This is a genomic window from Streptomyces sp. a15 (assembly GCF_059026085.1).
The window spans coordinates 19,711-34,426 of sequence record NZ_JBWLKM010000061.1; the positions used below are offsets into that span (position 1 = coordinate 19,711).

Annotated in this window: 12 protein-coding genes; 6 read left to right on the plus strand and 6 right to left on the minus strand. The window is 69.7% G+C overall.

Annotated elements, in window-relative coordinates:
* Positions 1-102: 102 nt before the first annotated feature.
* From AC5P09_RS38115 to rhaI, 6 genes are all read right to left on the minus strand, one after another.
* The gene (locus AC5P09_RS38115) at positions 103-747 is read right to left on the minus strand and encodes a LutC/YkgG family protein (RefSeq protein WP_493878277.1); all 645 of its coding nucleotides are present in this window, start codon (positions 745-747) and stop codon (positions 103-105) included.
* Positions 744-2,231 carry a LutB/LldF family L-lactate oxidation iron-sulfur protein gene (locus AC5P09_RS38120; RefSeq protein ID WP_493878278.1) on the minus strand — a complete coding sequence of 496 codons (1,488 nt, stop codon included), beginning with the start codon at positions 2,229-2,231 and terminating at the stop codon, positions 744-746. The genes AC5P09_RS38115 and AC5P09_RS38120 overlap by 4 nt, the downstream gene beginning before the upstream one ends.
* On the minus strand, positions 2,228-2,983 hold the full coding sequence (locus tag AC5P09_RS38125) for a (Fe-S)-binding protein (protein WP_493878279.1): 756 nt from the start codon (positions 2,981-2,983) through the stop codon (positions 2,228-2,230). The genes AC5P09_RS38120 and AC5P09_RS38125 overlap by 4 nt, the downstream gene beginning before the upstream one ends.
* Positions 2,984-3,054: 71 nt before the next feature.
* Complete coding sequence (locus AC5P09_RS38130) at positions 3,055-4,491, minus strand: rhamnulokinase (RefSeq protein WP_493878305.1); 1,437 nt, start codon at positions 4,489-4,491, stop codon at positions 3,055-3,057.
* Between the two features lie 8 nt (positions 4,492-4,499).
* Positions 4,500-6,539 (minus strand): bifunctional aldolase/short-chain dehydrogenase, encoded by a 2,040-nt coding sequence (locus AC5P09_RS38135; protein WP_493878280.1) that lies wholly within the window; start codon positions 6,537-6,539, stop codon positions 4,500-4,502.
* 109 nt (positions 6,540-6,648) lie between these two features.
* Positions 6,649-7,818: an L-rhamnose isomerase gene (gene rhaI, locus AC5P09_RS38140; RefSeq protein WP_493878281.1), complete on the minus strand. Its 1,170-nt coding sequence runs from the start codon at positions 7,816-7,818 to the stop codon at positions 6,649-6,651.
* Positions 7,819-8,066: 248 nt separating this feature from the next.
* Between rhaI and AC5P09_RS38145 the strand changes: the two genes are divergently transcribed.
* Genes AC5P09_RS38145 through AC5P09_RS38170 form a run of 6 tightly spaced genes read left to right on the plus strand, consistent with a single transcriptional unit; the run spans position 8,067 to position 14,630 of the window.
* The gene (locus tag AC5P09_RS38145; protein WP_493878282.1) at positions 8,067-9,584 is read left to right on the plus strand and encodes a sugar ABC transporter ATP-binding protein; all 1,518 of its coding nucleotides are present in this window, start codon (positions 8,067-8,069) and stop codon (positions 9,582-9,584) included.
* Positions 9,585-9,612: 28 nt separating this feature from the next.
* A complete protein-coding gene (locus tag AC5P09_RS38150; RefSeq protein WP_493878283.1) occupies positions 9,613-10,695 on the plus strand; it encodes an ABC transporter permease in 1,083 nt (360 codons plus the stop codon).
* A complete protein-coding gene (locus AC5P09_RS38155; protein WP_493878284.1) occupies positions 10,688-11,713 on the plus strand; it encodes an ABC transporter permease in 1,026 nt (341 codons plus the stop codon). The genes AC5P09_RS38150 and AC5P09_RS38155 overlap by 8 nt, the downstream gene beginning before the upstream one ends.
* Positions 11,714-11,726: 13 nt before the next feature.
* Positions 11,727-12,812 carry a rhamnose ABC transporter substrate-binding protein gene (rhaS, locus tag AC5P09_RS38160; RefSeq protein WP_493878285.1) on the plus strand — a complete coding sequence of 362 codons (1,086 nt, stop codon included), beginning with the start codon at positions 11,727-11,729 and terminating at the stop codon, positions 12,810-12,812.
* A 14-nt stretch (positions 12,813-12,826) separates the two neighbouring features.
* Entirely contained in the window at positions 12,827-13,150 is a 324-nt protein-coding gene (locus AC5P09_RS38165) for an L-rhamnose mutarotase (protein WP_266451106.1), read from the plus strand.
* 55 nt (positions 13,151-13,205) lie between these two features.
* A complete protein-coding gene (locus tag AC5P09_RS38170) occupies positions 13,206-14,630 on the plus strand; it encodes a BNR repeat-containing protein (protein ID WP_493878286.1) in 1,425 nt (474 codons plus the stop codon).
* Positions 14,631-14,716: the final 86 nt, after the last annotated feature.

Genomic DNA, 14,716 nt, shown 5'->3' on the forward strand with positions numbered 1-14,716 from the left:
CAGGTCACCCGACGTGTTGAGGACCACGGCCCGGCGCGCGCCCTCCGTCCGCAGCCGCTCGGCAGCCGGCTCGGCGGCGGCATCCGTCCTTCCGAAGGCGGCTCAGGCGGTCACCAGGACGACCTCCAGGGTGCGCGGGCCGTGCACTCCCTCCACCCGGTCCAGCTCGATGTCACTGGTGGCCGACGGCCCGGAGATCCAGGTCAACGGGCGCGTCGGATCGAGTCGTTCGAGGGACTGCGGCACGGAGGCCACGACCTGCTCGGGGACCCGTACGACACAGATGTGGTGGTCGGGGACGAGTGTGATGCGACGGCGGCCCTGGTCGGGGCTGCCGTCCAGGACGATCGTGCCGGTCTCGGCGACGGCCACCGCGCACGCGGTCACCACACTGTCGACCCGGTCCAGTTCGTACGGGGTGCTCTCCGCCCGGTCGAGGACCAGCTCGGCCTCCGCCGCCGACAGCCACTCGGGGTCCAGACCGGGCGGTGCGACCACGGTCCTCGAGCCCCGCGCGGCCAGCATTCCGGCGAGCGTCGCCGCCAGGTCCGCGGTGGTGCAGTGGTGCACGATCGCCCGGTAGTCCGCCAGGTTCTCGGCCAGCAGCTCCACCGTCTGCTCGACACCCCGGTCACCGTGTACGCGCAGATAGTCCCGGGAAACCGCCTGCTCGTACGGCATGTCGTCCTGTCCCACGTCCGCCAGCGCGCGCCGCACCCGGCCCAGAATCCGGTCCCTGCTGCTCACTTCGCGGCCCCCTTGTCGCTTTTTCCGCCCTGCGTACGCTGCCACCAGTCGCGGAACGGCTCCGCCGGAACCGGCGGCAGATCCCGCGTCGTGCTCCACGCGCTGCCGGGGCCCGGCAGCGTGCGCGGATGGAAGCGACGGGTCCGCGAGGCGAGCCGCTGGCCGGCGCGCAGCGCCGCTGGGCTCGCGAACGCCCAGCGCGCCGCGCGCATCGCCGCCCGCTCGGCGGCATGCCCCTTCGCCGGCTTCAGGATCACCTTGTTGCCCTCCCGCGTCACCGGGCCGCCCTCCACGACCCGCTCCCGCAGATGCACCAGCACCTCGGGGATGTCGATGGCGACCGGGCAGACCTCGTAGCAGGCCCCGCACAGCGACGAGGCGTAGGGCAGGGAGGCGTCGATCTCGCTCGCCGTGCCCCGGAGTTGAGGGCTGAGGATGGCGCCGATCGGGCCCGGGTAGACCGAGCCGTAGGCGTGCCCGCCGGCCCGCTCGTACACCGGGCAGACGTTCAGGCAGGCGGAGCAGCGGATGCAGCGCAGGGCCTGGCGGCCGACCTCGTCGGCGAGGGTGTCGGTGCGGCCGTTGTCGAGCAGGACCAGATGGAAGTTCCGCGGCCCGTCCTCATCCGTCGTACCGGTCCACATCGACGTGTACGGGTTCATACGCTCGGCCGTCGAGGAGCGGGGGAGGGTCTGCAGGAACACCTCCAGGTCCCGCCAGGTCGGCACGATCTTCTCGATGCCGACGACCGAGATGAGGGTCTCGGGCAGGGTCAGGCACATCCGCCCGTTGCCCTCGGACTCCACGACCACCAGCGTGCCCGTCTCGGCGACCATGAAGTTGGCGCCGGAGATGCCGACCTTGGCGCGCAGGAACTTCTCCCGCAGGTGCAGCCGGGCCGCGTCGGCGAGTTCGGCGGGCGTGTCAGTGAGGCCCTCGGGGGCCGGGCGGCCCCATTCGCTCATCTCACGCGCGAAGATGTCGCGGATCTCGCCCCGGTTGCGATGGATCGCCGGGACGAGGATGTGCGAGGGCCGGTCCTTGCCCAACTGCACGATCAGCTCGGCGAGATCGGTCTCGTAGGCGTGGATCCCCTCGGCTTCGAGGGCCTCGTTGAGCCCGATCTCCTGCGTGGCCATCGACTTGACCTTGACGACCTCCGACTCGCCCGTCTCCTTGACCAGTCGGGCGACGATCCGGTTGGCCTCGTCGGCGTCGGCGGCCCAGTGGACGATGCCGCCCGCGGCCGTGACCGACTCCTCCACCTGTACGAGATAGCGGTCCAGGTGACGGAGCGTGTGGTCCTTGATCTGCTTGCCGGCCTCCCGCAGTTCCGCCCAGTCGGACATCTCCGCGACGGCTTTCTCCCGCTTGCCGCGAATGGTGTGCGTGGCATGCCGCAGATTGCCGCGCAGGGTCTGGTTGTGCACCGCCTCGTGCGCGGCCTTCGGGAAGGCCGGCATTCCTACGAACGTGCCGCTCATGCCGCCGGTTCCTCCTCCGTGCTCGCCAGGATCTCCGCGATGTGCACGGGCCGCATACCCGTCCTGAGCCGGGTCATCGTCCCGCCGATGTGCATCAGACAGGAGTTGTCGGCAGCGCACAGCACCTCGGCGCCGGTCGACTCGGCGTTGCGCACCTTGTCGGTGCCCATCGCCGCCGAGACATCGGCGTTCTTCAGGGCGAAGGTGCCGCCGAAGCCGCAGCACTCGTCGGCGCCCGGCAGTTCGACCAGCTCCAGCCCCTTCACGGCCTGGAGCAGCCGCCGGGGCCGGTCGCCCAGCCCGAGGCTGCGCAGCCCGTGACAGGTCGGGTGGTAGGTCACCGTGTGCGGGTAGCACGCGCCGACGTCCGTCACCCCGAGCACGTCCACCAGAAACTCGGTCAGCTCGTACGTCTTCGGCACCACCGGCGCCACGGTGGCCGCGAGGGTGTCCCCGCGCCCCTCGGCCCGGGCCCGCTCACCCATCCTCGGATACAGTTCCCGCACCATCGCCCCGCACGAACCGGAGGGCGTCACGATCGCCTCGTAATCCCGGAAGACATCGGAGAAATGCCGGGCCAGCGGTTCGGCCTCATGCCGGTACCCGGTGTTGTAGTGCGCCTGCCCGCAGCAGGTCTGCGCCATCGGGAAGTCGACCTCGACGCCCAGCCTGGTCAGCAGTTTCACCACGGCGCGCCCGGTGTCCGGATAGAGCGTGTCGTTGACACAGGTCAGGAACAGGGCGACACGCATCGCGGCTCCTTGTGATCGATCATCGGATGAGTGAAGCGTAGTCCGGGCCGGGCGGCCCGGGGGAGTCCCCGTCACCTCATGGCGAGCCGGTCCTGCGCCTCGCGCCACCGCCCCGGGTCGCCCTGAGGTTCGTACCGGGTGAGCGGCTGGGTACGGGTGAGCAGTCGCCGCATGCCCGCCAGGTCACCGACGAGCCCGTGGGCCCGGGCCTGGACCAGCACGTTCCCGAAGGCCGCCGCCTCTGTCGGACCCGCCACCACCGGCAGCCCGCAGGCGTCGGCGGTCAGCTGGCACAGCAGGGCGTTGCGCGTGCCGCCGCCGACGACGTACACGACGTCCACCGGGTGGTCGGCCAGCCGCTGCGCGTCCGCCACGGCCCGGCGATGGGCCAGGGCGAGGGAGTCGAGGATGCAGCGCGTGATCTCGGCCGGGGTCTCGGGCACCGGCTGTCCCGAGACCCGGCATGCCTCGGCGATCCGCTCCGGCATCCGGCCCGGCGCCAGGAACACGGCGTCCCCCGCGTCCACGACCGACCGCAGCGCCGGCACCTTGGCCGCGTCGAGGAGCAGCGCTCCCAGATCGGGGTCGCCCCAGGCCCGTACGCACTCCTGGAGTAGCCACAAGCCCATGATGTTGCGCAGGTAGCGGACCGTGCCGTCCAGCCCCAGCTCGTTGGTGAAGTTGGCGAGGCGGCTCTCCTCCGTGAGCACCGGCGCGTCCAGCTCCAGGCCCGCCAGGGACCAGGTGCCGGTGCAGATGTACGCGAACCGCTCGCCGCTCGCCGGGACGGCCGCCACCGCGGACGCGGTGTCGTGCGACCCGACCGCCGTCACCGGCACCGGACCGCTCAGCCCGGTCTCCTCCAGCACCTGCGGCCGCAGCACGCCCGCCGCATCGCCGGGCTGCCGCAGCGGCGCGAACAGTCCGAGGTCGATGCCGAGCCGGGAGGCGACGTCGTACGACCACTCGCGCGTGCGGGGATCGATCAGCTGGGTGGTCGACGCGTTGGTCAGTTCGGTGCCCTGCTCGCCGGTGAGCCAGTAGGTGAGCAGGTCGGGGATGAGCAACAGCCGCCTGGCATGGGGCAGTTGGTCGGAGGAACGCGCCGCGGTCAACTGGTAGAGGGTGTTGAAAGGGGCATACTGCAAGCCGGTCGCCGCGTACAGCTCCTCGGCGGGCACGGTCGCCCACACCTTTTCCGCGACGCCCTCGGTCCGCGCGTCCCGGTAGTGCACCGGGTTGCCGAGCAGCGCCCCGTCGGCGTCGAGCAGGCCGTAGTCCACGGCCCAGCTGTCGATGCCGACGGAGTCGACCCGGCCGGCCGCCCGCAGCCCGTCGAGGACGCCCCCGTACAGCGCGAGGATGTCCCAGCGCAGCCCTTCAGGCACCCGGACCGGCCGGTTGGGGAAGCGGTGCGCCTCGGTCAGCTCCAGGCTGTCGGGCCCGACGCGGCCGACCATGACACGTCCGCTGGACGCGCCGAGGTCGACCGCGGCGTACGACTTCACGTGCGCGCTCATCGCAGGAAGGCGGCCGCGACGCCGGCGTCGACCGGGACGTGCAGTCCCGTGGTGTGGGTCAGCTCGCCGCCGGTCAGCGCGAAGACCGCGTTCGCGACGTGCTCGGGCAGGACCTCCCGCTTGAGGATGGTCCGCTGGGCGTAGTACTCGCCCAGCTTCTCCTCCGGTACGCCGTACACTGCCGCCCGCTTCGCGCCCCAGCCGCCCGCGAAGATCCCGGAGCCGCGCACGACCCCGTCCGGGTTGACGCCGTTGACGCGGATGCCGTGCTCGCCCAGCTCGGCGGCCAGCAGCCGCACCTGGTGGGCCTGGTCGGCCTTGGTCGCGGAGTAGGCGATGTTGTTGGGTCCGGCGAACACGGCGTTCTTCGAGGCGATGTAGACGATGTCGCCGCCCAGCTCCTGGGCGATCATCATCCGGGCCGCCTCGCGCGAGACGAGGAAGGAGCCGCGCGCCATGATGTCGTGCTGGAGGTCCCAGTCCTTCGCCGACGTATCCAGCAGCGGCTTGGAGATGGAGATCCCGGCGTTGTTGACCACCAGGTCCACACCGCCGAAGGCGAGCACCGCGGCCTTGAAGGCCTCGGCGATCTGCTCCTCGGACGTGACGTCGACGGTCACGGCGACGGCCTTGTCCGGCCCGCCCAGCTCGCCGGCGACCTGAGAGGCGTTCCCGGCGTCGAGGTCCGCGATCACCACACAGGCGCCCTCGGCGACCAGCCGCTCGGCGATCGCCTTCCCGATGCCACTGCCGGCGCCGGTCACCAGCGCCACGCGGGTCGCGAGCGGCTTGGGCTTCGGCATCCGCTGGAGCTTGGCCTCCTCAAGGGCCCAGTACTCGATACGGAACTTCTCCGACTCCTCGATCGGCGCGTACGTCGAGACCGCCTCGGCCCCGCGCATTACGTTGATCGCGTTGACGTAGAACTCGCCGGCCACCCGTGCGGTCTGCTTGTCCTTGCCGAAGGAGAACATGCCCACGCCCGGGACCAGCACGATCGCCGGGTCGGCGCCCCGCATCGCGGGGGAGTCGGGCTCGGCGTGCCGCTGGTAGTAGGCGGCGTACTCCTCGCGGTACTCCGCGTGCAGCTCCTTCAGCCGGGCGATCGCCTCGTCGAGCGGAGCCGTCGGCGGCAGGTCCAGGACCAGCGGCCGGACCTTGGTCCGCAGGAAGTGGTCGGGGCAGGAGGTGCCGAGCGCGGCGAGCCGCGGGTGCTCGGCGGCGGCGAGGAAGTCGAGGACGACCCCGGTGTCGGTGAAGTGTCCGACCTGCGGCCTGTCCTGGGAGGCGACGGCACGGACGTACGGCGCCAGGGCCGCGGCCCGCTCCCGCCGCTCGCCCTCGGGCAGCGCCTCGTAGCCCTCGATCACCGGACCGAACGGCTCCGGCCTCCCCCGCTCGGCGAGGAAGGCCTCCGCGGTCCGGATGATGTGCAGCGAGTTGCGCTCGCACTCCTCGGACGTGTCACCCCACGCCGTGATCCCGTGCCCGCCGAGCACGCAGCCGATCGCCTGCGGGTTGGCCTCCTTCACCGCCGCGATGTCCAGCCCGAGCTGGAACCCGGGCCGCCGCCACGGCACCCACACCACGGTGGCGCCGAAGCACTCGGCCGTCAGCTTCTCCCCGTCGGCCGCACAGGCCAGCGCGATCCCGGAGTCCGGGTGCAGATGGTCCACGTGCGCGGCCCCGACCAGCCCGTGCATGGCGGTGTCGATGGAGGGAGCGGCACCACCCTTCCCATGCAGGCAGTAGTCGAACGCGGCGACCATCTCGTCCTCGCGCTCGACACCGGGGTAGACATCGACGAGCGCCCGCATCCGGTCCAGCCGCAACGCGGCCAGCCCGCCCTCGGTGAGCGTCCCGAGGTCACCACCGGACCCCTTCACCCACATCAGCTCGACATCGCCGCCGGTGACGGGGTCGGTATCGGTGCCCTTGGCGGACGTGTTGCCGCCGGCGTAGTTGGTGTTACGGGGATCGGCGCCGAGCCGATGAGAACGAGCGAGGAGAGCGGCAGCTTCGGGGTGCGGAGCCATGAACTTCCAGTCCTTACTAGAAAGAGGTGAGTGAACTCAGGGGCGCGGGGAACTGCGCGACCAGCCACAAACGGCCCGCAGCCCGCAGGAAACAGAACCTGGCAGACGCTTACGCGCCCCACCCGGCCTGCTGTCCCCCAACGCGTTCAGCAACGATCTTCTCGGCCCACCCGGACCGCCGATACGCGGCCATCGGGTCGGGATCGATCCCCATGTCCTCGCGAAGCGAACGGAGCAGCGGCCGCACATCCGTGTTGTACGCGTCCATGATCACCGCGTTCGCCTCCAGCACATCTCCCGACCGCTGCGCCACATCCAGCGCCTCCCGGTCCACGAGCAGCGCCTTCGCCGTAGCCTCCTGGACGTTCATCACGGACCGGATGATCGCCGGGATCTTCGCCTCGATGTTGTGGCACTGGTCGAGCATGAACGCCACGTCGGGGGAGAACCCGCCACCCCGGATCACCTCGTACATGATCCGGAACAACTGGAAGGGATCCGCGGCCCCCACCATCAGGTCGTCATCCGCATAGAACCGCGAGTTGAAGTCGAACGCCCCGAGCTTCCCCTCCCGCAGCAGCGTGGCGACGATGAACTCGATGTTGGTCCCCGGAGCGTGGTGCCCGGTGTCGACCACGACCTGGGCCTTCTCGCCGAGCTTGAGGCAGTGGGCGTACGCCGTCCCCCAGTCCGGCACATCGGTGTGGTAGAAGGCGGGCTCGAAGAACTTGTACTCGAGCAGCATCCGCTGGTCGTCGCCGAGCCGCCCGTACACCTCGGCCAGCCCTTCGGCCAGCCGGTCCTGCCGCTCCCGGATGTCGTCCTGCCCGGGGTAATTCGTGCCGTCCGCGAACCACAGCTTCAGATCACGCGAACCCGTCGCATCCATGATGTCGACGCACTCCAGCAGGTGATCGACCGCCTTGCGCCGCACCGCCGCATCCGGGTGACAGATGCTGCCAAGCTTGTAGGCGTCGTCCTGGAACGTGTTCGAGTTGATCGCGCCCAGTTTCACGCCTCGCTCCTCGGCGTACTTCGCCAGGGCTGCGTATCCGTCGGGGCCGTCGACCTTGTCCCAGGGGATGTGCAGGGCGACCGTCGGCGCCACGCCCGTGAACTCGTGGACCTTCGCCGCGTCCGCGAGCTTCTCCCAGGGATCGCGGGGGACACCGGGCTGCGCGAACACCTTGAAACGCGTCCCCGAGTTCCCGTACGCCCACGACGGCGTCTCGACTGCCTGGGTCTTGAGAGCGGCCTTCACCGCAGCCAGATCGGTCACTTGGGGCTCCTCTGTAAGCCGTTCCGTATGAATCGATTCAAAGCGCGAAGCTATGGCTCCCCCGTAGGGGTGTCAAGAGTTCCGGCAAACCCCGCTGACCGTGCCTGACCGTGACCTTTGGCTATCGAAAGTTTTTCGACCCGGACCCATTGACGTGACATGTCTGGCACGCCTAACGTCCCGGCAACCAAGTTGAAACCTTTCATGACGCTGTGACGGCTTCCGCCGGCGTTGTCGAGGAGCCCCTCATGACCCACCCGTCCGAAGCGGGTCCGGCCCCGGTGCTGTCGCTCAAGGACGTCTCCAAGTCCTTCGGAGCGGTGCGCGCCCTGCGGGACGTGTCCCTGGAACTGTTCCCCGGTGAGGTGCACGCGCTCGCCGGTGAGAACGGCGCGGGCAAGTCGACCCTCATCAAGACCCTTGCGGGGGTGCACCGACCGGACGCCGGCCAGGTGCTCCTCGACGGCGAGCCCGTCCTCTTCCACGGACCCGGCGACGCCCGCGACGCCGGTATCGCCGTGATCTACCAGGAGCCCACGCTCTTCCCCGACCTGTCGATCGCCGAGAACATCTTCATGGGCCGCCGCCCGCGGCGCGCTCTCGGCCGTATCGACCACAAGGCCACGCACGACGCGACCCTGGCCCTGATGCAGCGCCTCGGCGTCGAACTCGACCCCGACCGTCCCGCCCGCGGCCTTTCGATCGCCGACCAGCAGATCGTCGAGATCGCCAAGGCCCTCTCCTTCGACGCCCGCGTCCTGATCATGGACGAGCCGACCGCGGCTCTCACGGGCAGCGAGGTGGCCCGTCTCTTCGGAGTCGTCCGCACCCTGCGCGAGCAGGGCGCCGCCGTTCTCTTCATCTCGCACCGCCTCGAGGAGATCTTCCGGATCTGCCGGCGGGTGACCACCCTGCGCGACGGCGCCTGGATCGCCAGCGAGCCGATCGAGGGCATGACCGAGGACGACCTCGTACGCCGCATGGTCGGGCGCGACCTCGACGAGCTCTACCCGAAGCAGGACGTAAAGCCGGGTGAAATCGCCCTGAGCGTACGGCGGTTGACCCGGGAAGGCGTCTTCACCGACGTGTCCTTCGACGTACGGCGTGGCGAGATCGTCGGCCTCGCCGGACTCGTCGGCGCCGGCCGCACGGAGGTGGCGCGGGCCGTCTTCGGCATCGACCGCTGGGACGCGGGCGAGGTCACCGTGGACGGCCGCACGCTGACCAACGGCGCCCCCTCCACCGCGATGGCCGCGGGTCTCGCCCTGGTCCCGGAGGACCGGCGCGCCCAGGGCCTGGTGATGGACATGTCCATCGAGCGCAACATCGGGCTCACCGGACTCCGTACGACCGTCAAGGCCGGTCTTGTCGACCGCGGCGCCGAACGCAGCCGCTCCCTCGACTGGGCCGTCAAGCTCCAGGTGAAGTACGCCCGGATCGCCGACACCGTCAACACCCTGTCCGGCGGCAACCAGCAGAAGGTCGTCCTGGCCAAGTGGCTCGCCACCGGCCCCAGGGTGCTGATCGTCGACGAGCCGACACGTGGCATCGACGTCGGCACCAAGGCCGAGGTGCACCGGCTGCTCAGCCAGCTGGCCGCCGACGGCGTCGCCGTTCTGATGATCTCCTCCGACCTGCCCGAGATCCTCGGCATGGCCGACCGCGTGCTCGTGATGCACGAAGGACGCCTCGCCGCCGAGATCCCGCGCTCCGAAGCCACCGAGGAAACCGTGATGGCCGCGGCCACCGGGAGGGCCGCCGCATGATGCCGACAACTTTCTGGAGGGCCGCCGCATGACGGTCACCGCCCCCGACCACGCGCCCGTCACCGAGGTGCCCAAGTCCAGCGGCACCCGGCTGGTCGACCGCGTCTTCAAGATGCGCGAGCTCGCCATCCTGGCCGTCTTCCTGGTGATGATCGCCATCACCCAGGCGGGCAACAGCGAGTTCCTGTCCGAGCAGGGCATCAAGGACCTCCTGCTGAACGCGACCATCCTGGTGCTGGTCGCCACCGGCCAGGCCATGGTCGTCATCACCCGCAACGTGGACCTGTCCGTCGGCTCCACCCTGGGTATCAGCGCCTTCGCCACCGGCCTCTACCTCCAGGGCGGCGGCAACCCGGTCGTCGCCGTCGTCCTGGCGGTGCTGCTCGGCATCGGCTTCGGCCTGCTGAACGGCCTGCTCGTCAGCCTCGGCCAGGTGCCCGCCCTCGTCGTCACCCTCGGCACCCTCTACATCATCCGCGGCATCGACTCCATCTGGGTCGGCTCCCGCCAGATCACCGCGGCCGACCTGCCCGGCGGGTTCGTGGACTTCGGCTCCGGCGGCCTCTCGGCCGTGCCGTGGCTGGCGATGATCGCCCTCGTCGTGCTGGTGGCGACCGCGTACTACCTCAAGCACTACGGCAGCGGCCGCGAGATGTACGCCCTCGGCTCCAACCCCGAGGCCGCCCGCCTCGCCGGCATCCCCGTCCGCAAGCGGATCCTGGTCGCGTACACCTTCTGCGGGGGCCTCGCCGGCCTCGCGGGCGCCATGTACCTGGCCCGGTTCGGCAACGTCGACTCCGGGACCGGCAACGGCTACGAACTCACCGTCGTCAGCGCGGTCGTGGTCGGCGGAGTGGTCTTCACCGGCGGCTCCGGCAGCGTCTACGGGGCCGCTCTCGGCGCCCTGCTCCTCACCTCCATCAACAGCGTGCTGCCCGCCCTCGGCGTCAGCTCCGTGTGGGTGCTCGCCATCAACGGCATCCTGCTCATCCTCGCCATCGCGGTCGACCGGATCGTCGCCCTGCGCGTGGCCTCGGCCCTGAAGAAGAAGTCGGCCGCGGCCAGGACCACCGCTGCACCTGTGAAGAAGGGAGACGCCGGCCATGCCTGAGTCGCTCACCCGCGCCGTCCGCTGGTCCGCCTCATTGAGGTGGGACGGGGCCGTCGGCGCCCTCCTCATCGTCCTGTTGCTGCTGTCCTTCTCCACCGTGGACGGCTTCGGCAACGCTCTCAACCTGTCGTTCCTGATCGGCAACACCCTGCCCATCGCGCTGATCGCCCTGCCGATGACACTTCTCGTGGTCTCCGGCGAGATCGACCTCTCGGTGGCCTCCACGGCCGGACTGTCCGGCGCGGTGATGGGTGCCCTGTGGAACCAGGGCATGACGATCGAGGCGATCATCCCGATCTGTCTGCTGCTCGGTGTCGTCTGCGGGCTGATCAACGGCCTGCTGGTCACCCGGCTCGGACTGCCGTCCCTCGCCGTCACCATCGGCACCCTCGCCGCCTACCGGGGCATCGCACAGATCGTCCTCGGCTCAGACGCGGTGACCGACTTCCCCACCCAGTACCTGGACTTCGCGGCCGGGCGCGTCGGGGACACCTTCATCCCGCAGGCCTTCCTGCCCTTCCTGGTGCTGCTCGCGATCGCCGTGGTCGCCCTGCACGCCACGCCGTTCGGGCGGTCGCTGTTCGCGATCGGCGCGAACGAGGAGGCGGCCCGGTTCGCCGGAATCCGCGTCAAGCGGCAGAAGCTGATCCTGTTCACGGTGACCGGCCTGATGGCCTCACTCACCGGCATCTTCTGGGCGCTGCACTACGCCAGCGCCCGCTACGACAACGCCACCGGACTCGAACTGTCCGTCGTGGCGGCCGTGTTGCTCGGCGGCATCGACTTCGACGGCGGCAAGGGCACGCTCGGCGGCGCGATCGCGGGAGTCTTCCTGCTCGGCGCGCTGCAGAACGTGATGAGCCTCCAGGACGTCTCCGCCCAGTCGCAGATCGTCGTCACCGGCGTTCTGCTCGTCCTCTCCGTGCTCGGCCCCCGGGTCGCACGGCAGATCGCCGTCGCGAGGGCGGGGCGCCGAGCCGCCTCGGCCCCGACCTCGTCCCTCAGTTCACCCTCGTAAAGGAACCTTCGCCATGCGCAAGTCGACCCTCCGCCGCACCTGTGTGGCCTTCGCCGCCGTCACCTCCCTCGCCCTCGCCGCCACCGCCTGCGGTGGCACCACCAAGGAGGACGTGAAGAGCGACAGCACCGGCTCCGCCGCCTCCGCCGGCAAGGCCGATCCCAACGCCGAACTGAAGAAGGGCCTGACCGTCGGCTTCCTGCCGAAGCAGGTCAACAACCCGTACTTCACCTCCGCCGACAAGGGCGGCGAGGCGGCCCTGAAGGAGCTGGGCTCCAGCTACAAGGAGGTCGGCCCCTCCAGCGCCACCGACACCTCCGGCCAGGTCTCCTACGTCAACACGCTCACCCAGCAGCAGGTCGACGCGATGGCCGTGTCCGCGCAGGACCCGGGCGCCCTGTGCACCGCGCTCAAGCAGGCCATGAGCAACGACATCAAGGTTGTCACCTACGACTCGGACACCAACCCCGAGTGCCGCAACGCCTTCGTCTCGCAGGCCAGCGCCGAGGACCTCGGCCGCACCGAGGTGCAGCTGCTCGCCGAACAGATCGGCTACAAGGGCGAGATCGCGATCCTGTCCGCCGCGCAGACCGCGACCAACCAGAACACCTGGATCGAGTTCATGAAGGACGAACTCAAGGACCCGAAGTACAAGGACATGAAGCTGGTCAAGGTCGCGTACGGCAACGACGACGCCCAGCAGTCCTTCCAGCAGACCCAGGGCCTGCTCCAGGAGTACCCGAACCTGAAGGGGATCATCTCCCCGACCACCGTCGGCATCAAGGCAGCCGCCCAGTACCTGTCGGGCTCCAAGTACAAGGGCAAGGTCAAGCTGACCGGCCTCGGCACCCCCAACGACATGCGCAAGTACGTCAAGAACGGCACCGTCGAGGGCTTCGAGCTGTGGGACCCGTCGAAGCTCGGCGAGCTGGCCGCCCGCACCGCCGTCGCGCTGGTGTCGGGTCAGATCACCGGCAAGGAGGGCGAGACCTTCAAGGCCGGCGACATGGGCGAGTACACCATCGGCAAGGACGGCGTGATCAGCCTCGGCAAGCCGACCGTGTTCGACGCGAAGAACATCGACCAGTTCAACTTCTAGTCACTGGAGTGGCGTTGACGCAGCGTGTGTGCTTTTTGCTGAAGGTCCGGGCGGACCGCCTCGACGAGTACCGAGAGCGGCACGCCGCTGTGTGGCCGGAGATGCTTCAGGCACTCTCGGCCACCGGCTGGCACAACTACTCGCTCTTCCTACGGGACGACGGCCTGCTCGTCGGCTACCTGGAGACCGAGGACTTCGCCGCCGCCCAGGCCGGCATGGAGGCCACCGAGGTCAACGCCCGCTGGCAGGCGGAGATGGCGCCGTTCTTCGAGTCGTTGGACGGCGCCCGGCCCGACGAGGCCATGAAACCGCTCACGGAAGTGTTCCACCTCGCCTGAAATCCCCGTCCCCCTCCCCCTCCCGCCCCACCTCGCCGACAATGGAGTCCCCGAGATGAACAGACGTACGCTGCTGGGCGCCGCCCTCGCCGGAGCCGTGATGACCCCCGCATTCGCCGCCGGAACCGCCCGGGCCGCCGACCCCGGCCCCTCGGTCACCCGGACCGGCACCACGACCCTCGACAGCCAGGCCATCTTCTTCGTGTCCTACGACGGCCTGGTCAACAACAACTCCTTCCAGAAGAACGGTCTGCTGACCTACAAGGGCTACCAGTACGCCGTCTGGTACACCGCCGACCGCAACGCCGTCGTCGGCCGCCGCGTCCTCGGCGGCAGCACCTGGTCCACCGTCAAGGTCGGCCACACGCTGCGCTACAACGACTCCCACAACGTCATCTCCATGGGCGTCTCCAAGGTCGACGGCCGCCTCCACCTCAACATGGACTCCCACAGCGACGGCTTCACCTACGTCAAGTCGGTGGCCGGGCTCATGGACAACCCGGCGGGGCTGAGCTGGACCGCGAGCCGTTTCGGCGCACCCCAGTCCACCCTGGACGGGCTGGCGCTCACCTCGCAGTTCACGTACCCCCAGTTCGTCTCCACCCCCGACGGCAAGCTCCAGCTCAGCTACCGCGTCGCCATCTCCGGCAACGGCCGCAACGCCCTCGCGGAGTACGACGGCACCCAGTGGACGAACCTCGGCGAGTGGTCCAGCTCCACCGGCACCTACACCAGCGAGCACGGCTCCAGCACGGCCCGCAACATGTACCTGCACGGCATCGACTACGACCGCAACGGCCGGCTGCACTCCTTCTTCACCTGGCGTGAGCAGAACGGCGCCGTGATGTGCAACGGCGGCGGCATCACCAACCACGACACCGGCTACGTCTACTCCGACGACCGCGGCCGCACCTGGCGCAACAACGCGGGCACCGTGGTCGGCACCACCGGCGCCTCCGACAAGGTGGCGGTCACCGACGCCGGGCTCGTCGTGGACCCGCTCAACCCGGACCACTCCCTGATGAACCAGGAGAGCCAGTTCACCGACTCGGCGGGCCGGCCGCACGCCCTCATCAGCTACGTACCGGGCCGCTTCGGGCAGTGCACCACCAACTACGTGGCCAACCGCACCGCGAACGGCCGTGTCTTCCACGTCCGCAAGAACGCCTCCGGCACCTGGCAGAAGACCGAGATACCGGTCCCGCTGAACTCCAGCCAGCGCACCAAGCTGGCCCTGGACAAGTACGACAACGCGTACGCGATCTTCCCGTTCGGCCGGATCGCCGGAGCCTCGGCGGCCTCCGGGTACACCGACTGGACGGTGCTCTTCGACGGCAGCGGTCTCAACGCCTTCGGCGAGGTCGTCATCGACGAGACGCGCATCGCGCAGGACAACGTCCTGTCGGTGCTCTACCAGGAGAAGTCGAGCGGTACGACCCCCTCGGCGCTCCACGTCGTCGACTTCCGGCTGCCCGCCTGACCCCGGTCCGGAGTGCGGCGGGGTGACTGTAATGTGAAGGCCTTCCCGCCGCACTCGTTCCTTCTCGTTCTCCTGGAGGTCCCCGC